Raw genomic sequence first — 21305 nt, forward strand, 5'->3', positions numbered from 1 at the left:
TTTATTGTGTTTTTTTGTCATTAGTGTGTTTTTTTGTTCTGTCTTAAGAACAAGAGTAAATGAAAAATTGTAAGAATTTTGGTTACAGAGCGTATTTTTTTTACAAAATTGTCGTAGCTGACTTAATCTCAATAGATGATGAGCGATATTGTTTTTTGAATATGGAGCAAGATGCTATGGCTATTTGTCGTGTCGACACAGTCTCGATTCCTGTGTCTGATCAAAATCAGGCGCTGCAATTTTACCGTGATGTATTAGGCTTTGAATTGATTAGAGATCATGCTGATAATCAACACACGCGGTGGGTACAATTAGTCCCTAAAGGCGCAGAAACGACGATCAGTTTAGTAAAACCATTTGCGGGTATGAAAGCTGGGGGAGTGCAAGGGTTAGTGGTTCAAACACATGATATTCAGTTAACCCACCAAGAGTTGAGTGGTAAAGGCGTGGCATTATCAGAAATTATTACCATGATGGAAGGACGTTTTGCGACGTTTAATGATCCTGATGGTAATGGGTGGGTACTGATTCAATCGACAGCCACGATGCTGGCATAAATCGCTAGCAAGGCAACATTGCTTGCTAGCAATAAATGAATGATAACTTAGTGCTGAACAGCAATGCGTGTAGATAGCGTGTGCGTTTGTCCTGGTTGTAATTCAATGGTTGGCGTATGAATAGTTGATTCGACACATACCATTGTTTCAAAACTGTTGTTGGCCATATCACCCATGCTGATAGATAGTTCTTGCCAAGGGTTCCAAATAACAGCGGCGTTATTACCCTGATTAGTTACCAAAATAGTACGCTGGTTGTTTTTGTCATTAACTTCAATTGTTGTTTGAGGATGTGTATAAACACGATCTGTTTCGGCATTGAATGTTAACACATCACCACCCTGACAAATTTTTCCTGCTTGAGTGCTATCGAGGTATTCTTCACCCATGCCAGTGACTGTAACAGCATTAATATCAGCAATATTAAAGTAAGTGTGTAATGCACCACCATATGACCAAGGCTGAGTGTCTGTATTAGTTGATGTTAGGCTAACATTTAACTCAGTACTCATTTCAAACGTCATTTGGTTATGGAACTTATGTGGCCAAATTGCACGTGTGTTTTGATCGTCTTCTAGGGTTAAAGTAACAATAACACCATTATCATTTTCACGGTGTTGCGATAATGTCCACTCACTAGTACGAGCAAAGCCATGTGATGGTGCAGCAGCTTTGCCGAACCATGGCCAGCAGACAGGAATGCCACCACGAATCGCTTTTGTTATATCAAATTCAGCTTCTTCGCTTAACCAAATGAGGTCTTTTTCACCTGCAGGTTTAAACCAAAGCAAATGACCGCCGTGGAGAGAAATACCGGCTTCTAGCATTGGGTGAATGATGCGAATAATCTTCACGCCTTGATATTCACATACGGTAATAGCATCAGATAATGCATTAATTGTCGAAAGTTGACGTAAATCCATCTGCTTTTCCTTAATGTTGAGTGGCACCAGCGCCTATTGTTAATGTTTTTGTCTAAATTTGACTCAAAATCATTAACAATGGAAACTTATTTTTCGTTTTAAAATATCAAAGGATATAGAAAGTTATTTGTTATTTTTGTTACGATTCTGATCTTTTTGTTTCGCTTTTTATGGTTTAAGCGTGCATTTAGTTGTTTGTTTTATAACATACTAATTAATGATTCGGTGTAGAAATAGCGCGAAATTCGCGATGAGCGACTATATTTTAGATATAAAAAAGGCGACACTCTTAAGCGTCGCCTCTTACTATCAGCTTTCAAAGAAAGTCTGCTAATTGCTTACATTATTACTTAGAGATGTGAGCGATTAGGTCAAGAACTTTGTTTGAGTAACCGATTTCGTTGTCGTACCAAGATACAACTTTAACGAAGTTATCGTTAAGTGCGATACCAGCAGCAGCATCAAAGATTGAAGTGCGAGTGTCGCCGTTGAAGTCAGTAGAAACAACTGCATCTTCAGTGTAACCAAGAATGCCTTTTAGTTCGCCTTCAGATGCAGCTTTCATAGCAGCACAGATAGCTTCGTAAGATGCACCTTTTTCTAGGTTAACTGTTAGGTCAACTACAGAAACGTTAGCAGTTGGTACGCGGAAAGCCATACCAGTTAGTTTGCCGTTGATTTCTGGAAGAACAACGCCTACAGCTTTAGCAGCACCAGTTGATGATGGGATGATGTTTTGAGCAGCACCACGACCACCACGCCAGTCTTTAGCAGAAGGACCATCTACAGTCTTTTGAGTAGCTGTAGTTGCGTGTACAGTTGTCATAAGACCAGAAACGATACCGAAGTTGTCGTTAAGAACTTTAGCGATAGGCGCTAGACAGTTAGTAGTACAAGAAGCGTTAGAAACGATATCTTGACCAGCGTAAGTTGAATCGTTTACGCCCATAACGAACATTGGAGTTGCGTCTTTAGAAGGACCAGTTAGAACAACTTTCTTAGCACCAGCTTCGATGTGCTTACGTGCAGTCTCGTCAGTTAGGAACAGACCAGTTGCTTCAGCTACAACGTCAACATTGATTGCATCCCACTTAAGGTCAGCAGGGTTACGCTCAGCTGTAACACGTACAGTTTTACCGTTAACGATTAGGTTACCGCCTTCAACTTCAACAGTACCGTTGAAACGGCCGTGAGTTGAGTCGTACTTAAGCATGTATGCCATGTATTCAACGTCGATTAGGTCGTTGATACCAACAACTTCGATGTCAGCACGCTCTTGCGATGCACGGAAAACAAAACGACCGATACGGCCAAAACCGTTAATACCTACTTTGATTGTCATTACAGTTTGCTCCACAACTTAATTTCTAATGAAATATAACTGGTAGTAAAATTACAGAATCCTTTGTAAGCCTGCAAGCAAAAAAATCGCTTAAATTGCTTAAGGTCAAAAAAAAGTTCGGATATTTTTTACATTTCCACTACAACGACGGTAATTTGTACAAATATTGTTTAAATTACCGTCACAGTAATTATTAACTTTTAATCATATATTCAAAAACCAAACATGCTTTTTGAGTCTATGTGACTTTTTGCACAGGAAGTATGTGGTACAGTGACCCTAAATAGCAAATATATTTATTCGGTTTAGTGACAATTTTTTTAAAAGGCAATACAGAATGAATAAAAAAGATAATGCATATTGGCGAGATAAGTTATCTACAGCGGCTTATCAAGTTTGTCGTGAGCAAGCAACTGAAGCACCTTTTAGTGGCACATTGCTCCATAACCGTGAGACAGGGATCTATTCCTGTACCTGTTGTGGTCAATCTTTATTCTCTTCTGCCAATAAATATGACTCCGGTTGTGGCTGGCCAAGTTTTGATGCGCCTATTACAAAAGAATGTATTCGTTATTTAAATGATAATAGCCATGGCATGGTACGTACTGAGATCCGCTGTTCGGAATGTGATAGCCATTTAGGGCATATTTTTCCTGATGGCCCGCCATCGACAGGTGAACGGTTTTGCGTTAACTCAATTTCACTGCTGTTTGCATCAGATAATTAGTTTGGTAGGTTGATAGTTGTCTGAATATATTGACCATTGTTTAATGCTTTTATGATATTAGTGACAGTAGTATTTAATTTCTGTCGCTCATTATCAGTTAAATTAAAGCGATTTTTAATCGATGACGTTACTGTCTTAGGTTGTGTATTTGGTTGATATTGATTGGCAACGTTAGTCCACACATATGCGGCTGCGGTGTTTTTTTGTTGATAATATAATGTCGCAAGTGTGTGTAATATATTGATATTAATATCATCATCAGCCTTATATAGACTAAGGCTATGGTGCAATATATTGAGCGTCTTAGTTTTATTTTTATCGATATAATAACTAGCAAGCGCTAATTGTAATTCCGGATGCTCAAGTTTTGTATTTCCTTCAAGGGCAAGAAATTGTTGCTTCGCAGTTTGGTCTCCTTGCGTCCAACGATAAAAAATAATATGTGGATCTTGCGAAGACTGTAATTCTTGAGTAAGCCTATCGATAGCTTCATAACTATGATGCAATGCTTGTATCCGTTTAGTTTTTCGTTGTTTTAATTCGGTCGGTTCAATGCCTGCCGCATATTCTAGACAGAATTGATATTCTTGGGTTGCTTGCAGTTCTTTGAATTTTTGTTGATCTGTTGGCGCTTGTAGAGTGGCATAACGTTGCCAAATGAGATTGGTACGTTGAATTCGACATTGTCCATCATTAAGATTTAATGGTTGGCATAATTGAGGATTATCATTACATAGGCTATCAGTAGTACGGTAACGATCAAAGCAGCCACTGACTAATAGTGGCAGTAATAAAATAGCCTTCATTGTGGGTATGTTATAACGAGGCGTGATGGTCAGTGGTAAAGATACTATGGCCAAAGTATGCACTTCTTAGCAATGGTGAAGGCATAAATTTAGCATTAAATTGTCTTTTGTAAATGGCTTGTTTTCTGTAACTTAAACGAGTGTGATGTAGATGTCATTTAACGATGACGAGATAAGGAAACAATATGGATATTAGTCAGTTATTAGCCGCGATGACACCGGAGGTTTACCAGCGAATGTTAACCGCCGTAGAAACAGGGAAATGGCTCGATGGTTCAGTGCTAACACCACAATTGCGGGATAGTGCAATCCAAGCTGTGATGCTATATCAATCACGGCATAATATAAATCCTGATCATATGACAGTGGCAGCGGGCGGTGAGATAAAGTTTAAATCAAAAGCAGAATTTAAACGTGATTTTGGTAACGACAACTTATCTAGCCGCGATGATAATGCTACTACTGATAATGATATTGCCCGTTTTGATCATGATCAGCTGTAATTATGAGGTTGATGGCTGCGGTAAGATCATTGGTTCACAATAGAAATCTTGTAATTGATGATCTTCTTCTGCGATAAGATTGGCAATCCACGGTTCAAGTTCGATACGTTGTAGATATGCATGTAATTGTGGATAGTGTGACTGTAAACGCAGCCCACTCATCCAACCATTACGAAATACACTCCATAAGCTAATCTCTGCTATTGAGAAATGATCGCTGATATACCCTTGAGATGGTATTTGTTGATTGAGATATTGCAGTACATCAGGAAGGTGGTGAGTTAAACATTGATTAACCGCATCGTGATCACAGCTTTTTCCCTGCATTTTTTGACGTAAGACTTTTTGGTAAAATAACACGCCGCCAATTAACGAGGTTACTCGAGTGGCAGCATAAGATTCGAGCCAGCGTATTTGAGCGCGTTGTTGAGCATTGCCTGGATATAGCGGCGGAATCGGATAGATATCATCTAAATAATGCGCAATAACCGTTGAATCAATAATGGTTAACTTTCCATGTTCAAGTACAGGGACTTTCCCCATAGGGTGCCGTTTGTGCGCTAACTCTTTTTCAAGGTAAGGATTAAGCGGTTGAAGCTCGTAACGAATACCTTTGTAATTGAGCGCTAACATTATTTTGCGTACAAAAGGTGAAATTGATGTGCCGTGTAAAATCATAGTCATTACTTATTGCTTGGCTCAATGAGCGATAGTATTGCAATAAGTGTAGTTGGCTTTGTGCTAATCAGGGGTAGAAAGTCATTATCAAAAAAGAGCCACTATATATAACATAGTGGCTCTTTTTTGTTGATAGTGGTAGAGGGATCTAGCGCGACTAGTGAGTTAACTCGCCGCGTAAATTTTGCTGCATCATGCTACGAATAGTTTCTGTACTTAGGTTTTGGCTTAATAAATAATGCAATTTAGCCAGTGCCGCTTCTGGCGTCATATCATAGCCACTTAATACGCCTGCATCAGCCAGAGCACAGCCTGTAGCATAACCACCCATATTTACTTTGCCTGATAGACATTGGGTTAGGTTCATCACGATAACGCCACGATCTGTTGCCGCTTTTAATTGCTCAAGCAGTTCTTTATTTTGGGGGGCATTACCAACGCCAAAGGTGAGTAAGATCATCGCGTTTACGGGTTGGCGTAAAGTATTACGAATCACCTCTGGAGAAATACCTGGATACATAGTGATCACGCCAATCGGTTGAGGTGTGATGGTATGTACTTTAAAACTACCTTCTGGCTTTTTATCTATTTGAGCAATGCTATTAACACTAATATTGATTCCCGCCTCTAGCAATGGCGGTAGGTTTGGTGAAATAAATGCCCCAAAACCATCAGCATGTGCTTTGGTGCTGCGGTTACCACGAATCAATTGATTATTGAAAAATACCGTGACTTCATTTATCGGGTAATTAGCAGCAATGTGGAGAGCATTGAGCAGATTACTTTGGCCATCAGAGCGTAATTCAACCAATGGTATCTGTGAGCCTGTCACAATCACTGGTTTGTCTAAATTCTCAAACATGAATGATAACGCAGATGCGGTGTAAGCCATGGTATCGGTACCATGTAAAATAACAAAGCCATCATATTTATCATAGTTAGCTTTAATATCATCAGCAATGCGCTGCCAATCCATCGGTGTCATATCTGATGAGTCGATGAGTGGTGAATACTCATTGATAGTGAATTCTGGCATTTCTGAACGATGGAATTCTGGCATGCTTGCCAATTGTTTCTGCATAAAACCAGCAACAGGAATATAGCCATGATCCGATTTTTGCATACCAATAGTGCCGCCAGTATAAGCGATATAAATGTGTTTTCTTTCCATTTTGAGCTCAGAATGAACGAATGAGTGCGCGTATTATACGCAAACTATATGAAGATGCGAGGTTAGTTAGATTTGCAGTGCGATTGTATGAGTTAAAATGTGATCGTAGTTAACTGTGCTGATTAATTGAGCTGTTGTGGTGTAAATTACTGCTTCTAGAGTGAGTGTCAAATGATAGCCAAGTAAACAACCCGACCAATAAAACATGGTCGGGTTGTTGTACTGTTAGGGTCAGTTAACCGTACTGCAGTTTAAACAGAAGGCATAACGACCATTAGGATCATTGAAATTCGTTAATGAGGTTAGATCGTTGGCAACTTTAGTGACTGGCGCTAGGGTCGACGGCATATCACCAAAGACCATTGTCATTAGTTGGACTTTTACTTCACCTGATAATTCTTTAAAGAACTGCTGTACTGGCGATAGTGGTTGTTGCATCCATACTAGCTGGTAATCTTTCACCTTTGCTAATTCAACCGCTGCGGTAATAGCAGTATCAAAATCACCAAGCTGATCAACTAAGCCACGTTGTTGCGCATCTTTACCTGTCCACACTCGGCCTTGAGCAATCTTATCGGCTTGTGCCAACGTCATATGACGGTATTTACTGACTAAACCTATAAAGCGTTGATAGCCATTATCAACCCCAAGCTGGAATACTTTTGCTACACCTTCAGGTAATGCACGGGTGACACCGACACCAGAGAAAGGTGTTGTGCCAACTCCGTCGCTGTAGACGCCAAGTTTTTCTAATCCTTTTTCAAAGGTGGTTAGAATAGCAAAGATACCGATTGAACCTGTGATTGTGGTTGGTTGTGCAATAATTTCATCTGCACTGGATGAGATCCAATAACCGCCAGATGCCGCCACGCTTGACATTGAAACGACGACTGGTTTACCCGCCTTTTTAAGTGCGTCAACTTCATTACGAATAATTTCTGAAGCAAAGGCGCTGCCTCCAGGACTATCAACTCGCAAGATCACCGATTTTACTTGCTTATCAAAACGTGCTTTACGTAATAGCGCTGCAATAGTGTCGCCACCTGCAGATCCTTGGCTACTTTTGCCATCGACAATCGCACCGTCGACGATAACTACCGCCACTTTATTGGTTGATGGTTGTTGATTATCGACTAATAGCGGTAAGTAATCGTAATAGCTAATTTGTTTAAAGCTGTGTTTATCGTTAGCACCGAATTTTTTGATCAAAAATTGAGTCATCTGATCACGGGTAACCAGTGAATCAACCAAGCCTAATTTTTGACTTAATTGGGCAAAATCACCATTAACAGATTCTAGCTGAGTCACAAACTCATCAATATTTGGGGTTAATGTTTGCGGTTTAATATTACGATTTTGAGCAACATCGTCACTGAACGCGCCCCATAACTGGGTTAGCCATACAGTGTTAGCTTGCTTTGCTGCCGCAGACATGCCGTCACGAATATAAGGTTCAACAAACGACTTATAAGTACCAACACGGAACACATGAGTGGTCACGTCTAATTTAGCCAGCAAACTCTTATAATATAGGGTGTAGGTACCGTAGCCTGTTAGCATAACGCCACCATCAGGGGACAAGAACACCTTATCGGCATAACTGGCTAAGTAATATTGGCTTTGGCTGTAATTATCGCCATAGGCATAAACTGGTTTACCTGAAGCTTTAAATTCTTCGATAGCTTTAGCGATGTAACGCATTTTGGTTAAGCTAGTTTCAGACATGCCTTTAAGATTAAGTACGAGGCCTGTAATGTCTTTATCTGTTGCGGCAGCACGAATCGCCTCAACAATGTCAAACAAGACATTCTGCTGCACATCAGGCTTACCTAATGCTTCATTCATAACGCTGTCAAATGGATTGTCATAATTCTTTTGTTCGACAATCGGACCAGACAGATTAAGCACTAAGGCTGAAGGCTGTGTGGTCTCAGCAGGTTTATCTTCATCGGTTAATGCAAAAATGATCGCGCCAATAATAAAAACGAACAAAATGTTGAGGACAAATTTGCGAGTAAAGTTAATTAACTTCCCGATAGCAAGGAAGAATTTTCCAATCCTTGAGAATATGGCTTTCATGAAAATTCCTGATAATGATGATGGCGATATCGTAACGTAGTCACTGCCAAATTACAGTTTTTTACGGCATAACTGTTAGCGAACATAAAAATAAAGAGACTTAATCGATTATAAATAGTGAGTCGCATCATGTAAATGTTGCTTTTGTGTTAACAATGTTGGTGTTATTAACTAAGCTGAAATATACTGGTCAGACCATAACAGTTAGGAGCCGCTCATGGACGATACTATGTTTCCATTTTTATTAGCACCGCTGGATCTTGGTTTTACTCAATTACGTAACCGTGTGTTGATGGGATCAATGCATACCGGCTTAGAAGATGAACGTGGTGGTTTTGATAAACTGGCTGCGTTTTATGCTGTTAGAGCAAAGGCGGGGGTTGGACTGATTGTTACTGGCGGTTTTTCACCAAACTTTCGTGGCCGATTACATCCTTTTAGTGCTGAGTTTAGTAATGGCCGCCATGTACGTAAACACCGTCTCATTACGACAGTGGTGCATCAGCAAGGCGGTAAAATAGCACTGCAGTTATTGCATGCTGGCCGCTATGCGATGTCTCCATTTGCGGTTAGTGCCTCTGCTATTCGTTCGCCTATTTCAAAATTTACCCCCTCTAAAATGAGTCATCGTCAAATTAACAATACCATCAATGATTTTGCCCATAGCGCAGAGCTGGCTCGCGAGGCGGGGTATGATGGGGTTGAAATAATGGGCTCTGAAGGCTACCTCATTAATCAGTTTATTTGCCAGCGCTCGAATCAGCGTTACGATGATTGGGGGGGGAGTTATGATAATCGGATTCGATTTGCACTGGAGATTGTTCGTGCAGTGAGAGCACGTGTTGGTGCTGATTTTATTATTATATTTCGATTGTCGATGTTGGATTTGGTAGAACAAGGCAGTACTTATGATGAAGTGGTGCAGTTAGCGACAGCATTAGAAGCGGCGGGGGTCACCATTTTAAATACCGGTATTGGTTGGCATGAAACACGTATTCCAACTATTGCGACTCAAGTACCACGCGCCGCTTTTACTTGGGTAACTGAAAAAATAAAACAACAAGTATCTATTCCTATTGTAACCTGCAATCGCATCAATACGCCGCAAGTGGCCGAGGATATTTTGGCACAAGGGCATGCAGATATGGTGTCGATGGCAAGGCCATTTTTAGCCGATCCTGAATTTGTATTAAAAGCGCAGCAAAACCGTGCTGATGATATTAATACTTGCATTGGCTGTAATCAGGCTTGCTTAGATCATGTCTTTGTTGGTAAACGTGCCAGTTGTTTAGTTAACCCTCAAGCCTGTTATGAGACAGAATTGGTATTAACGCCTGTAGCGACAAATCGAAGCGTTGCAGTGATCGGAGCTGGGCCTGCGGGAATGGCGTGCGCAGTTGCCGCAGCAGAAAGAGGTTTTACTGTCGATTTATTTGAAAAAAATAATCATGTTGGTGGTCAGTTTAACTTGGCAATGCAGATTCCGGGTAAAGAAGAATTCAAACAAACGGTGCGCTATTTCACGCGTCGGTTAGAGCAAACAGGGGTTAAAGTTCACCTTGGTGTGGAAGTGAATGCCGAGCAATTATTAAGTTATGATGAGGTCGTTATAGCCACAGGCGTTCAGCCGCGAATTCCGCCAATTACTGGAATAGAACACTCAAAAGTAGTGGATTATCAAACATTAATTCGAGACAAAATCACACTCGGAAAAAAAGTCGCCATTATAGGTGCGGGGGGGATTGGCGTGGATGTTGCCACCATGCTGACAGAGCCAGCTGATAACGATCTAGATAGTTGGCTGCGTGAGTGGAATATCGATAAGAGCCTCAGTTATAGTGGTGGTTTGTTGCCAAGTGACGATTATATTAGTCCTCGCGAAGTGTGGCTAATGCAACGACGATCAGGAAAAGTCGGCAAAGGACCTGGACGTACAACGGGTTGGATCCATCGTCGTACGTTAGCAAAACGCGGCGTGCATTTATGGAGTGGCGTTGAATATCATGCTATTGACGATCAAGGGTTACATCTGATGATCGATGGTCAAGCGCGTATTTTAGACGTTGATAATATTGTTATTTGTAGCGGTCAAACCTCGGTCGATAGTTTATCGACATTATTAACTGAGCAAGGTCTTACGGTACATGTTATTGGTGGTGCAGAAGAAGCAGGCGAAGTCGATGCTAAGCGAGTAATACGGCAAGGGGTTGAATTAGCGGCAAAGTTATAATAGCCACCACTTGTACTCAGCGCTTTACCTGTCTTATTATAGAGTAAACAATAATTATTTTCATTTTGAGGTTGTTATGGATGCGCTATCGCTGCTGCTTAATCGTCGCTCACTACCAAAATTAGTTGATCCAGCACCAGCAGGAGAAGCTCTTGAGAATATCTTTCGTGCTGGATTACGTGCTCCTGATCATGGTGGTTTAACACCGTGGCGATTTATTGTTTCTCAAGGTGAAGGGCTAACTAAATTAGCTGATATTCTGGTGGCTGCTGCCAAAGCCGATGATCTTGATGATTTTGTGATTGAAAAAGCTTCTAAAGCGCCTTTTCGAGCCCCAATGGTGATCACTGTGGTCAGTAAAGTAACGTCAGATCATAAAGTACCAGTCATCGAACAACATCTTTCTGCTGGTTGTGCTGCTCAGGCAATGCAAATGGCTGCGGTTGCACAAGGATACTCTGGTTTCTGGCGTACGGGTTCTTGGGCATATCATGCCGTTGTGCGTGAAGCATTGGGGGTTACCGGCGAAGATATGATTGTTGGTTTTTTATATCTAGGCTCGATTGGTTGTCGTGAAGCTAAGGTTCATGAACGTGATCTTGCTCAATATGTTGAGTATTTGTAATTACAGATATACAACAGTTGTAACATTAACGGAAATGTAAATCTTCGCTACTGTAAAACTAGAGTTAAAAATGGAAGGTGATAGTTATTTTGTGGTGTTAAACCGTGAATAACATCACCTTTTTTGTTTCTAATTAATGACTATTAGCGCCAATATGGATTTGTTTTAATAGAAAATGGCCGCTTTTGAGTTGGAAAGATGACAGTTGTCGAGGGCAGGAGTAGAATCGCTGACTCTTTCTATATTTTGGAGCGTGTCATGGAAAATGTTCGCCTAACACAATACAGCCACGGTGCCGGATGTGGTTGTAAAATTTCTCCCCAAGTACTTGATACTATTCTTCGTACTCAATTAGCTCCTTTTGCTGATCCTAATTTATTAGTGGGTAATGAGAGTAAAGATGATGCTGCTGTTTATGATATCGGCAATGGTCAAGCTGTAATCAGTACCACTGACTTCTTTATGCCAATTGTTGATGACCCATTTGATTTTGGTCGTATTGCAGCAACGAATGCAATCAGTGATATTTACGCAATGGGCGGTAAACCTATTATGGCCATTGCTATTTTAGGCTGGCCGGTAAACCTATTATCACCTGAAATTGCACAAAAAGTGATTGATGGTGGTCGCTCTGTCTGTCGTGAAGCGGGTATTTCTCTTGCTGGTGGTCACTCTATTGATGCTCCTGAGCCAATTTTCGGTCTTGCTGTAACCGGGTTAGTAAGTACTGATCGTGTTAAGCGTAATGACAGTGCAGAAGCAGGTTGCCATTTATACCTAACGAAACCATTAGGTATTGGCGTATTAACCACGGCTGAAAAACAATCTAAGTTGGCTGATGAGCATAAAGGCTTGGCACGTGATTGGATGTGTAAGTTAAATAAACCGGGTGCTGATTTTGCGGATGTCGATGGCGTAAAAGCACTAACTGATGTTACAGGTTTTGGTCTAATGGGCCACTTAACAGAGATTTGTGAGGGTAGTAACCTAAAAGCAAAACTTTGGTTTGATAAAATTCCAACATTACCAGGTGTATATGACTACATCGCTCAAGGTTGTGTTCCTGGTGGTACCGAGCGTAACTTTATGAGCTATGGCCATAAAGTTGCTCCAATGACGGATTTACAAAAAGCGTTATTGTGCGATCCCCAAACATCTGGCGGTCTATTATTAGCCGTTGATCCAAGTAGCGATGCTGAAGTACAAGCTATTGCTAAAAAACATAACATCTTGCTGGAAGCGATTGGTGAACTTGTGCCGATGGATGGCGATACCTTTATTGAGGTTTGCTAATGTCGCGTCCCAATTGCCAAGATTTCCGTCATCTGTTTGTAAACGATACACCGTTAATGGATATGCGAGCACCGATTGAGTTTCAACAAGGTGCTTTTCCAACATCAACCAGTTTGCCATTAATGACTGATGATGAGCGTGCAGCTGTGGGAACATGCTATAAAAACAGCGGTCAAGATGCAGCTATTGTACTAGGCCATAAGCTGGTTAATGGTGATGTTAAAGCAGAACGTGTCGCGCAATGGAAAGCATTTTGTGAAGCAAATCCTAACGGCTACCTCTATTGTTTCCGTGGTGGCTTACGTTCTCAAATTACTCAACAATGGTTGAAAGAAGCTGGCATTGACTACCCGTTTATTACTGGTGGTTACAAAGCATTACGCCGTTATTTAGTTGATACCATTGATGAGGTTGCTACTAAACCAATGTCAATTGTTGCTGGTAATACCGGTAGTGGCAAGACGATCATGGTTAATGCATTGGCTAATGGTATTGATCTTGAAGGTGCGGCTCACCACCGTGGCTCATCATTTGGTAGCTATGTGACTCGTCAGCGTACTCAAATTGCCTTTGAAAATGATCTTGCTGTACAGATGCTCAAGAAATTAGACAATGGTATCGAACACTTGGTGTTTGAGGATGAAGGTAAGAATATTGGCTGTGCAACGGTGCCACTTTCTCTTCATCGTGCCATGCAAGATGCTGATATAGCAGTGATTGATGATCCTGTTGATGTGCGTTTAGCGCGTTTATTAGATGATTATGTGATAAAAATGCAACGTGACTATGTGGCTCATTACGGTGAGGAGCAAGGTTGGGTTTTATTTGCAGAGTATTTAGAAAAAGGCATGTTCAATATTCGTAAACGGTTAGGTTTTGAACGTTACGAAGTGATGCTTAAAGCACAGCAACATGCTGTGAAAGTGATGCAAACTAACGGTTCATTAGCTGAGCATGATGCTTGGTTAGCACCGTTATTAGAGCTGTACTATGATCCTATGTATACTTATCAATTAGATAAAAAAGCGGATCGCATTGTATTTAGAGGTGATTATCACCAAGTACAAGAGTGGTTAGCTGCTCGCCGTTAATGTAATAAGAGAGACGTTATTATCGTCTTGAAAGCATAAAAAAAGCCGATTTAACATTCATTGTTAAATCGGCTTTTTTATTGATCTGCAACTGATCTTTAATTATTTCATTGACCATCAAAGATCTGCTTTGATCTCGTGTTCACCATAGTTTTGATTGATACTGGTTTTATATCCAGTGACATGTTGCCGTAAGCATCAGTTTTCGGTACAGTCATAATATTCATTGTTGCAGATAAAGATCCCCATGAGTTGTTTATATATAGCTGAAAAACCAAGTTTAGGCCGAGCCATTGCTGCAGTATTACCTCGTCCGCATAAAAATAATACTGGCTATATTGAAGTGGGTAATGGCGATATTGTCACTTGGTGTATTGGTCACTTATTAGAGCAAGTTGAGCCTGATGCTTATGATGCCCGTTATAAAAAATGGCATTTAGAGGATTTACCGATTGTACCTCAGCAATGGCAATTAATTCCCCGTAAAGCGGCGAAGCAACAACTTGCAGTGATCAAAAAATTGGCGAAAACAGCAACAGCAGTGGTACATGCGGGGGATCCTGATCGTGAAGGCCAATTGCTGGTGGATGAAGTGATTGATTACGTCAAAATATCAAAAACTAAAAAAGCCGCCGCGCAACGGTTATTGATCTCTGATCTAAACCCCGCTGCGGTTAAAAAAGCGTTAGCCACTATGCGCAGTAACCGTGACTTTATTCCGCTATCAGTATCGGCATTAGCACGTTCACGGGCTGATTGGTTATATGGCATGAACATGACGCGTGCTTATACATTGCTTGGTCAAAAGGGGGGATACCGTGGAGTATTATCCGTTGGGCGAGTACAAACACCTATTTTGGGATTGGTGGTTCGCCGTGACGATGAGATTGCTAATTTTGTCGCTAAGCCGTTTTATGAGGTCTTAGCGTTAATTAGCTATGGTGAACAAACAATTGTTGCTAAGTGGCAACCAAGTAAAGCCTGTGAGCCTCACCAAGATTTGGAAGGGCGAGTGCTAAATCGCAAATTGTGTGAAAATGTGGTTGAACGAATTAAGGGTCAACCTGCAGAGGTTACACAATCGGAGCGTAAGCAAACCAAGCAAGCACCACCATTACCGTATTCATTATCAGCATTACAAATAGACGCGGCAAAGCGGTTTGGCATGAGTGCGACCGATGTGTTATCGGTCTGTCAGTCACTGTATGAAAAACATAAAGTGATCACTTACCCTCGCTCAGATAGTCGCCATCTACCATTAGATCATTTTAAACAAGCTAATGATGTGTGTCGTGCAATTGCATCGACAGATAATCAGCTAGCTTCTGCGGTTGATAATGCAAATACAGCCTTAAAATCAAAAGCATGGAATGATAAAAAAGTGGATGCTCACCATGCGATTATTCCGACACCTAAATCATCATCCGTGTTAACGGGCTATGAAGCCAAAATATACCAATTAATTGCACGACAGTACTTAATGCAATTTTATCCTGCAGCTGAATATGCTGATGCTAAGTTGGTGTTTACTATCGCGAATGGTCTCTTTATTGCTAAGGGGCGACAGTTAATGTCACACGGTTGGCGCGCATTACTGGGGCGCGATGATAAAAAAGAAGACAGTGATTTAGCTGATAAAGTACCACCGTTAGATAAAGGCACGGTATTGGTATGTCGTGATGGTGAGATCAAAGATAAAATGACGGAGCCACCAAAAGCGTTTACTGAAGCGACGTTATTACAAGCAATGACGGGTATTGCTCGGTTTGTATCTGATGCATCATTAAAGAAGATTCTGCGAGATACCGATGGCTTAGGTACAGAGGCAACACGAGCAGGAATACTAGAGATGTTATTTAAACGGCAGTTGTTACAGCGCCAAGGTAAAGCTATTCATGCCTCAGAGGCAGGAAAAGGCTTAATTTATGCCTTGCCTGATAGCTCAACTTATCCTGATATGACCGCCCATTGGGAGCATCAATTACATGATATGGCAGATAAAAAATGTGCTTATCAACCGTTTATGGCTGCGTTAGAACAACAAGTGACTGCATTAATGGAACAAGTAAAAGTGAGTGATGTACCGCCAAGTTTGCGTTCATTGACGTCACCTGAATTTAAGCCTCGTGCTAAAAAACGCAGTTATGCAAAAAAATCGACATCGGCTAAACCTAAGGCTGCACCAAAGCGTAAATCGTAGTGGATGATTTAATTACTGATTGATCACTTACAAAAAAGCAGCATAAACATGCTGCTTTTTTGTTATTTATATCTTTAAAAATAGTTATCGCCATAAACGAAATACTAATTGTCATCGTTTTTTTGAAATTCGAGAATATCTGCTGGCTGGCAATCAAGTTGTTCGCAAAGTTTATCAAGTGTCGAAAACCGAACGGCTTTTGCTTTACCATTTTTTAGTATTGATAAATTAGCTTCTGTCATATCCATTGCTTGAGCTAATGTTTTTAACCGTATTTTTCGTTTCGCCATTATTACATCTAAATTAATAACAATAGTCATAATAAACTCTTAAATTGTGTAATTTTGTTCATCGGCGAGGTGATAGCCTTCTTTCATAACCCATGAAATTATAACAATAATAGCGCCTATTAATAGGGTTAAAAAATCAATACCTACAAAGCTAATCATAATCATACGGTGATTAGGTGGATTATTAAAAGTTAGTATTAATGTCATTAATGGTTGGTAAAAAAGTGAACCGCCGACCCAATAAAATACACTATAACCAAGCTTTTGATAGCAGTTGGCATTTTCTAAGGTAAAGATGTCTTTGTTTTCATAGTTACCAAATAACCGAATCAGAATTTTTAAGGCATACATAATAATCGAGCAGTAAATCAAGCTTGTTACGAGCGCGAGTAAACGGGTGGTCAATGTTAATGGTGTTTCTGTAAGCTGATTAATATCAAAAGATGTTTGTACTATGCCGGTATTTCTTAAAAAGTCATAAGGCGTTGCTACTGTTAACCAAAAATAACAGACTAAAATTGGCGTTAGAATAAAAAAAAGCTGGAATAGAATTTTTACTCTGCGGCTTTGTTGTTGAATTTTTGACATATGATTGTTCCTCATTCAGGTTATGAAGCTAGAATATGGCACAATAAAATGCTTTGCAATAAGAAATTATTGTTATTCGATAATTTTTTATTGTTCATGTTTTGTTTATTAAGTCGGTGATAGTACTTTAAAGCAGTTTTTACCTTTGGCTTTTGCTTGATAAAGTGCCGTATCCACTTGTTTGAAGAACTCATCATACGTTTTTGATTGAGAAGGAATAATAGTACTTACTCCAATGCTAATAGTCACAATGGCGTGGTTATTATTCTTTAATCCGTCACACGGAAACGGCAAGGCGATGTCGTGAATGGCATTGAGCAAGCGCTGAGCATTATTTTTTGCTTGTTGTTGATCTTGGCCTGGCAATAGCAGCACAAATTCTTCACCGCCATAGCGGGCAAACAAAGTGCCAGCGCGGCGCTCTACTTTAGAGAGTGCTGTAGCGATCGTTTTTAAGCATTGATCGCCAGCAGCATGGCCAAGTTTATCGTTATAAGTTTTAAAGTTATCAATGTCGAGAATGAGTAACGATAGTGGCAGTGCAAGTCGACTAGCTCGACGCCATTCTGCTATTACCGTCTCATCAAACACGCGTCGATTAGCAATATTGGTGAGTGCATCAATCCGTGATAATTTTTGCAGTTGCTCATTGGCTTTATTTAGTGCTTCGGTACGACTTTGTACGCGCTGCTCTAAATCGTGATTGAGTTTTATCAAGTTCTCAGCGGCTTGCAGTCGCAAAATATGCTGTGACACAATAAAACCATATTGTTTGAGTAATTGATGATGATAAGTACGTAATGGTTGCCCGGTCAGTAAATTATCACAAGCTATCCATCCTATCGGTGTGTCTTCATCCCATAAAGCAATATAGGCACTCCAACCAAAGCCAACTTGTTTTAAATCATGAAATAAAGGCGTATTTTCTTGAATTGCAAGATATTCTTTATCTTTTAATGTCTTAGATGCATACCATTGATTAGGAATTGGCGAACAAAAATAAAATTCATCCACCGTATTACCATGAATATCAGTGCCAAATGTTCCATGCATATTTTTTTGTTCGTCAAATAAGAAAATAGCCATGCGATCTATTTGTAATTGTTTTTTTGCTTCGTCGATAGCAATAAACAGCATGTCTCTCATTGAGTTACAGCGCCATAGCTGAAATGAAATATCATGCATACTTTGGAGTTTATTCAATAATGTTTGCTGTTGTTCTTTCGTCGAAAGCAGCTCTTTTTCAGCATTGATGCAATTGATACTGTGATGTTTGGTAGTTTGTTTAGTTAGACTATTATTGATTTCAGCTGCAAGCAATGTGGTTAATATTGCAAAGTGCTTAGGGATGAGCTGAGAATCTAATGGAACAGCAAGCGTTAGATGACCAATAATAACCGAGCGATGTTTAAGTGGCGTCAATATATAGCGGTAATGAGGTAACACATCAATTGATGCGGTGGTTTTATTGGCGTAATAATGAATATTTTTATAATAATATTCATTTGAAGTCGAAGGCTCGATAGGTGGAAAGTGATAATGGATCCCTTGTGAGTTGAGCTCTAGCAGTACTTTCCATTTGCCATTATATTTTATAATCAGTTGAAGGTGATTAACGGCGAGATGTTGCATTAGATTGCGGCAGACTAATTCACAAATAGTTCTAAGGCTATGTGCGTTATTATATTGCTTAACAACGGTTTGGTAAAAGTCAGCAACCTGCTCGTTCATTAATACTCTATTCCATGAGTTAATTAGTTAGTAACCCGGCTATTGTCAACTATTCCCTTATAAATTAGCAGGATATATACCACAAGTTAGTAATATCTTCTTTTTTACAATGAGAAATGTGATCTTGTGCATATTTGTTGTCGTTATTATTCTCATTAATTTTACAGTTCAGTTACATAAAACTTATCTATTTTTATTATGTTGAATATAAATTGAGTAGCATAATATTCGTGCTATGAAAGGAGGCACGAAGATGAAGACGATAACCTTGATGACAATCGTGTATCTGAGTCTATTAAGTGGCTGTAGCACTAGTCGTCATCAGCAGTTAGCGGAATTGGGCTTTGAACGGGCTTACCTCGATGGCTACCAAGATGGTTGCTATAGCCGTTCTATCGCTGCCACGACTCATCATGAGGGGTTTCGGCGCGATCCGGAGCGTTCAATTACCGTGACTAAATATCGTCGAGGTTGGCAAGATGGCTTTGAGCATTGCTATAGCGATGATCGTGATACATATCTTTAACTGATCTTAGAATAAATAAACAAAAAGCAGCTCGAAAGCTGCTTTTTGAATGGTGATTATTTATCTTTCGCCATCAATGCTGTTTGGTACATAAAAACGTTTCAGTTCGTGCATGACTTGCATTAATGTCGACAGTTTTGGTTTATCTTGTGCCATTAATTGGTATTTATCGTTATAAACACGGTAGTTACCATATTTATCAACCACTGTGGTAGTGCCTTTTTGAATCACCACAATATCACTATTATTACCAGCTAAGAGCCAGCGGCGATCATTGTTATTATCAAATAAGCTAATCCCCGAGCTGTAATTGGATGGATTAGACGCAACATTAAATAACGACTCCATCAGTGTTGGTACTACATCAAGGTTACTGGTTGGGCGAGTGACAACTTGCGCAACATGTTGTGGCCAATGAATGATCATTGGTACTTTTATTTGATATTGGCTGTAGTTGCTGTCTGAACCCCAGGTATTATTACCGGTCTCATTGAATTCAGTGCCATGGTTAGACGTCACAATAATAATCGTGTTATCCATCATGTGTTGTGCTTTTAATTGCGCAAACACTTTCGCCAAAATTCCATCAATATGATAGGCCGCATTACGGTAGCTATTTTTGAGTAAGATGCTGGAATCGACTTTATTATCATGAAGTAGATTGCTGCCTAAAGACGGAGTGAATTTGGTTGGATAATCACTGCTTTCTTCATATTGATTGACTGATGTTAACTCAAGTAAGCTAAACCATGGTTCATTCACTTTTTGTTTTTCAATCCAATAATGCCAATCATTAAACGCTAAGCGATCACTCGGTGTACGTTTACCATTATCAAGGTTATCAATGGTTGCGAGTTGTGTTTTAGAAAAAATCGCATCACGGTAAATCGGTTGTTCAAACCCTTCGCCACTGAATAAACCAAAGTGGTAACCACGACTTTGTAGAGTATCAAGTAATAACGGTGATTTACCTTCAGCGCGAATACTATTGGCATACCCACTAGGTAAGCCATACAGTAACCCAAACACACCACTATCATTATTACTGGTACTGTAATTATTGGTGTAATTTATGTTGTTAGCAGCAAAAGCGGTTAAATTAGGCATAATATCGCTAGTAACCATATCGCTACGTAAGCTATCAACCATGATAATTAATAGGTTTTGCTTGGTACCCTTGTCAATAAAACTGAGTTTATCGATAGGGTAACGCATCATTTCACTGTTATTAATGCCTTGTTGAGCTTGACGTTTAGCGTATTCTTGGCGATCTAATAAACCGTGTTTTTCCATGAAGGTTTTAGCTGTCATTGGGTATGACAATGGAAAATTTGAGCGCTGCATGGTAACTGGGCGATAAAGATTAGCATCCGCCCAGATATAAATAATATGGCTACTTAGAAAGCATAAACCAAAGACGATGGCGATAGGGCCACCAACATTTTTACGGGTTAGCTTTCTAAGTTTACGCCAAATCCATTCTGAGAATATCATCTCGATCAGGAATATGACTGGAACGACAATAAATAGATATTGCCAGCGCGTATTTAATTCTGTTTTTTCGCCACTTAGCAGCAAATCCCACACCAGTGGACTTAGATGTAAGTCAACACTTTGGTAGGCATAAGTATCGAGCAGTAGCGTCGTCAGTCCTATGGTTGAAACTAATACCGCAAACACACGCATTAAGCGTTGTGAAGGGATAAGAAAGCTTGCAGGAAAGAGGATCAGTATATAAATGCCAAAGACAAGGAAACCGAAATGTCCGATCCAGCTTAATCCTAGATACAGTTGTCCGATGGTTGTCGTCGGCCATTCTGAATAGATAATATAACGCGTGCCAAGTAGCATGGCTGCGATAATATTAAAAAAGCTAAACCAGTGTCCCCAACTAATTAGCTGGGAAACTTTGTCTTTGTATGTGCTGGCGACCATAAATGTCAAT

General features: G+C 40.1%; 19 protein-coding genes. 9 read left to right on the forward strand and 10 right to left on the reverse strand.

The annotated features are described in order from the left end of the window. The first annotated feature begins 176 nt into the window (after nt 1-176). Nucleotides 177-557, forward strand: a complete 381-nt coding sequence (locus tag PMAL9190_RS10270) for a VOC family protein (RefSeq protein ID WP_087845282.1) — start codon at nt 177-179, stop codon at nt 555-557. 47 nt (nt 558-604) lie between these two features. Here PMAL9190_RS10270 and PMAL9190_RS10275 read toward each other — a convergent pair whose 3' ends face one another. Continuing rightward, nucleotides 605-1480, reverse strand: coding sequence for a D-hexose-6-phosphate mutarotase (locus PMAL9190_RS10275; RefSeq protein WP_087845114.1), 876 nt, complete (start codon nt 1478-1480; stop codon nt 605-607). Nucleotides 1481-1826: 346 nt separating this feature from the next. Beyond that, the gene (gap, locus tag PMAL9190_RS10280) at nt 1827-2822 is read right to left on the reverse strand and encodes a type I glyceraldehyde-3-phosphate dehydrogenase (RefSeq protein WP_087845115.1); all 996 of its coding nucleotides are present in this window, start codon (nt 2820-2822) and stop codon (nt 1827-1829) included. A 337-nt stretch (nt 2823-3159) separates the two neighbouring features. On the opposite strand from gap, the gene msrB reads away from it, so the two are divergent. Beyond that, complete coding sequence (gene msrB / locus PMAL9190_RS10285) at nt 3160-3549, forward strand: peptide-methionine (R)-S-oxide reductase MsrB (RefSeq protein WP_087845116.1); 390 nt, start codon at nt 3160-3162, stop codon at nt 3547-3549. On the opposite strand, the gene PMAL9190_RS10290 is transcribed toward msrB, so the two are convergent. Continuing rightward, nucleotides 3546-4409 (reverse strand): DUF2989 domain-containing protein, encoded by an 864-nt coding sequence (locus PMAL9190_RS10290; protein WP_235004341.1) that lies wholly within the window; start codon nt 4407-4409, stop codon nt 3546-3548. The genes msrB and PMAL9190_RS10290 overlap by 4 nt on opposite strands. 131 nt (nt 4410-4540) lie before the next feature. Here PMAL9190_RS10290 and PMAL9190_RS10295 point away from each other — a divergent pair, with 131 nt between their 5' ends. After that, nucleotides 4541-4858 (forward strand): YeaC family protein, encoded by a 318-nt coding sequence (locus PMAL9190_RS10295; protein ID WP_087845118.1) that lies wholly within the window; start codon nt 4541-4543, stop codon nt 4856-4858. Here PMAL9190_RS10295 and PMAL9190_RS10300 read toward each other — a convergent pair whose 3' ends face one another. The 3 genes from PMAL9190_RS10300 to sppA all read right to left on the reverse strand — a co-directional run bounded on the left by PMAL9190_RS10300 (nt 4859) and on the right by sppA (nt 8786). After that, nucleotides 4859-5542: a glutathione S-transferase family protein gene (locus PMAL9190_RS10300; protein WP_235004342.1), complete on the reverse strand. Its 684-nt coding sequence runs from the start codon at nt 5540-5542 to the stop codon at nt 4859-4861. A gap of 151 nt (nt 5543-5693) precedes the next feature. Beyond that, a complete protein-coding gene (ansA, locus tag PMAL9190_RS10305; RefSeq protein WP_087845119.1) occupies nt 5694-6707 on the reverse strand; it encodes an asparaginase in 1014 nt (337 codons plus the stop codon). 231 nt (nt 6708-6938) lie between these two features. Next, nucleotides 6939-8786, reverse strand: a complete 1848-nt coding sequence (sppA, locus tag PMAL9190_RS10310) for a signal peptide peptidase SppA (RefSeq protein ID WP_087845120.1) — start codon at nt 8784-8786, stop codon at nt 6939-6941. Nucleotides 8787-9003: 217 nt separating this feature from the next. Here sppA and PMAL9190_RS10315 point away from each other — a divergent pair, with 217 nt between their 5' ends. From PMAL9190_RS10315 to PMAL9190_RS10335, 5 genes are all read left to right on the forward strand, one after another. Next, nucleotides 9004-11016, forward strand: coding sequence for an NADPH-dependent 2,4-dienoyl-CoA reductase (locus PMAL9190_RS10315; protein WP_087845121.1), 2013 nt, complete (start codon nt 9004-9006; stop codon nt 11014-11016). Nucleotides 11017-11092: 76 nt separating this feature from the next. Continuing rightward, nucleotides 11093-11641: an NAD(P)H nitroreductase gene (locus PMAL9190_RS10320; RefSeq protein WP_087845122.1), complete on the forward strand. Its 549-nt coding sequence runs from the start codon at nt 11093-11095 to the stop codon at nt 11639-11641. Nucleotides 11642-11899: 258 nt separating this feature from the next. Further along, nucleotides 11900-12934: a selenide, water dikinase SelD gene (selD, locus tag PMAL9190_RS10325; protein ID WP_087845123.1), complete on the forward strand. Its 1035-nt coding sequence runs from the start codon at nt 11900-11902 to the stop codon at nt 12932-12934. Next, complete coding sequence (gene mnmH / locus PMAL9190_RS10330) at nt 12934-14025, forward strand: tRNA 2-selenouridine(34) synthase MnmH (RefSeq protein WP_087845124.1); 1092 nt, start codon at nt 12934-12936, stop codon at nt 14023-14025. Before selD ends, mnmH begins: the two co-directional genes overlap by 1 nt. A 247-nt stretch (nt 14026-14272) precedes the next feature. After that, a complete protein-coding gene (locus tag PMAL9190_RS10335; protein WP_087845125.1) occupies nt 14273-16225 on the forward strand; it encodes a DNA topoisomerase III in 1953 nt (650 codons plus the stop codon). A gap of 104 nt (nt 16226-16329) precedes the next feature. On the opposite strand, the gene PMAL9190_RS10340 is transcribed toward PMAL9190_RS10335, so the two are convergent. From PMAL9190_RS10340 to PMAL9190_RS10350, 3 genes are all read right to left on the reverse strand, one after another. Then, nucleotides 16330-16545 (reverse strand): helix-turn-helix domain-containing protein, encoded by a 216-nt coding sequence (locus tag PMAL9190_RS10340; RefSeq protein WP_065168142.1) that lies wholly within the window; start codon nt 16543-16545, stop codon nt 16330-16332. Nucleotides 16546-16554: 9 nt separating this feature from the next. Continuing rightward, complete coding sequence (locus tag PMAL9190_RS10345; RefSeq protein ID WP_087845126.1) at nt 16555-17103, reverse strand: DUF2975 domain-containing protein; 549 nt, start codon at nt 17101-17103, stop codon at nt 16555-16557. Between the two features lie 108 nt (nt 17104-17211). After that, nucleotides 17212-18834, reverse strand: coding sequence for a sensor domain-containing diguanylate cyclase (locus PMAL9190_RS10350; protein ID WP_087845127.1), 1623 nt, complete (start codon nt 18832-18834; stop codon nt 17212-17214). A gap of 253 nt (nt 18835-19087) precedes the next feature. Here PMAL9190_RS10350 and PMAL9190_RS10355 point away from each other — a divergent pair, with 253 nt between their 5' ends. Then, a complete protein-coding gene (locus tag PMAL9190_RS10355) occupies nt 19088-19360 on the forward strand; it encodes a hypothetical protein (protein ID WP_087845128.1) in 273 nt (90 codons plus the stop codon). 60 nt (nt 19361-19420) lie between these two features. Here PMAL9190_RS10355 and PMAL9190_RS10360 read toward each other — a convergent pair whose 3' ends face one another. Further along, nucleotides 19421-21295, reverse strand: a complete 1875-nt coding sequence (locus PMAL9190_RS10360; protein WP_087845129.1) for a DUF3413 domain-containing protein — start codon at nt 21293-21295, stop codon at nt 19421-19423. Nucleotides 21296-21305 lie beyond the last annotated feature (10 nt).

Source organism: Photobacterium malacitanum, assembly GCF_900185615.1.
Lineage (GTDB): Bacteria > Pseudomonadota > Gammaproteobacteria > Enterobacterales > Vibrionaceae > Photobacterium > Photobacterium malacitanum.

Excerpts from the sequence above, each read along its gene's own strand:
- PMAL9190_RS10270 (WP_087845282.1), top strand. The coding sequence starts at position 177 with ATGGCTATTTGTCGTGTCGACACAGTCTCGATTCCTGTGTCTGATCAA.
- PMAL9190_RS10275 (WP_087845114.1), bottom strand. The coding sequence starts at position 1,480 with ATGGATTTACGTCAACTTTCGACAATTAATGCATTATCTGATGCTATT.
- gap (WP_087845115.1), bottom strand. The coding sequence starts at position 2,822 with ATGACAATCAAAGTAGGTATTAACGGTTTTGGCCGTATCGGTCGTTTT.
- msrB (WP_087845116.1), top strand. The coding sequence starts at position 3,160 with ATGAATAAAAAAGATAATGCATATTGGCGAGATAAGTTATCTACAGCG.
- PMAL9190_RS10295 (WP_087845118.1), top strand. The coding sequence starts at position 4,541 with ATGGATATTAGTCAGTTATTAGCCGCGATGACACCGGAGGTTTACCAG.
- PMAL9190_RS10300 (WP_235004342.1), bottom strand. The coding sequence starts at position 5,542 with ATGACTATGATTTTACACGGCACATCAATTTCACCTTTTGTACGCAAA.
- ansA (WP_087845119.1), bottom strand. The coding sequence starts at position 6,707 with ATGGAAAGAAAACACATTTATATCGCTTATACTGGCGGCACTATTGGT.
- sppA (WP_087845120.1), bottom strand. The coding sequence starts at position 8,786 with ATGAAAGCCATATTCTCAAGGATTGGAAAATTCTTCCTTGCTATCGGG.
- PMAL9190_RS10315 (WP_087845121.1), top strand. The coding sequence starts at position 9,004 with ATGGACGATACTATGTTTCCATTTTTATTAGCACCGCTGGATCTTGGT.
- PMAL9190_RS10320 (WP_087845122.1), top strand. The coding sequence starts at position 11,093 with ATGGATGCGCTATCGCTGCTGCTTAATCGTCGCTCACTACCAAAATTA.
- selD (WP_087845123.1), top strand. The coding sequence starts at position 11,900 with ATGGAAAATGTTCGCCTAACACAATACAGCCACGGTGCCGGATGTGGT.
- mnmH (WP_087845124.1), top strand. The coding sequence starts at position 12,934 with ATGTCGCGTCCCAATTGCCAAGATTTCCGTCATCTGTTTGTAAACGAT.
- PMAL9190_RS10335 (WP_087845125.1), top strand. The coding sequence starts at position 14,273 with ATGAGTTGTTTATATATAGCTGAAAAACCAAGTTTAGGCCGAGCCATT.
- PMAL9190_RS10340 (WP_065168142.1), bottom strand. The coding sequence starts at position 16,545 with ATGACTATTGTTATTAATTTAGATGTAATAATGGCGAAACGAAAAATA.
- PMAL9190_RS10345 (WP_087845126.1), bottom strand. The coding sequence starts at position 17,103 with ATGTCAAAAATTCAACAACAAAGCCGCAGAGTAAAAATTCTATTCCAG.
- PMAL9190_RS10350 (WP_087845127.1), bottom strand. The coding sequence starts at position 18,834 with ATGAACGAGCAGGTTGCTGACTTTTACCAAACCGTTGTTAAGCAATAT.
- PMAL9190_RS10355 (WP_087845128.1), top strand. The coding sequence starts at position 19,088 with ATGAAGACGATAACCTTGATGACAATCGTGTATCTGAGTCTATTAAGT.
- PMAL9190_RS10360 (WP_087845129.1), bottom strand. The coding sequence starts at position 21,295 with ATGGTCGCCAGCACATACAAAGACAAAGTTTCCCAGCTAATTAGTTGG.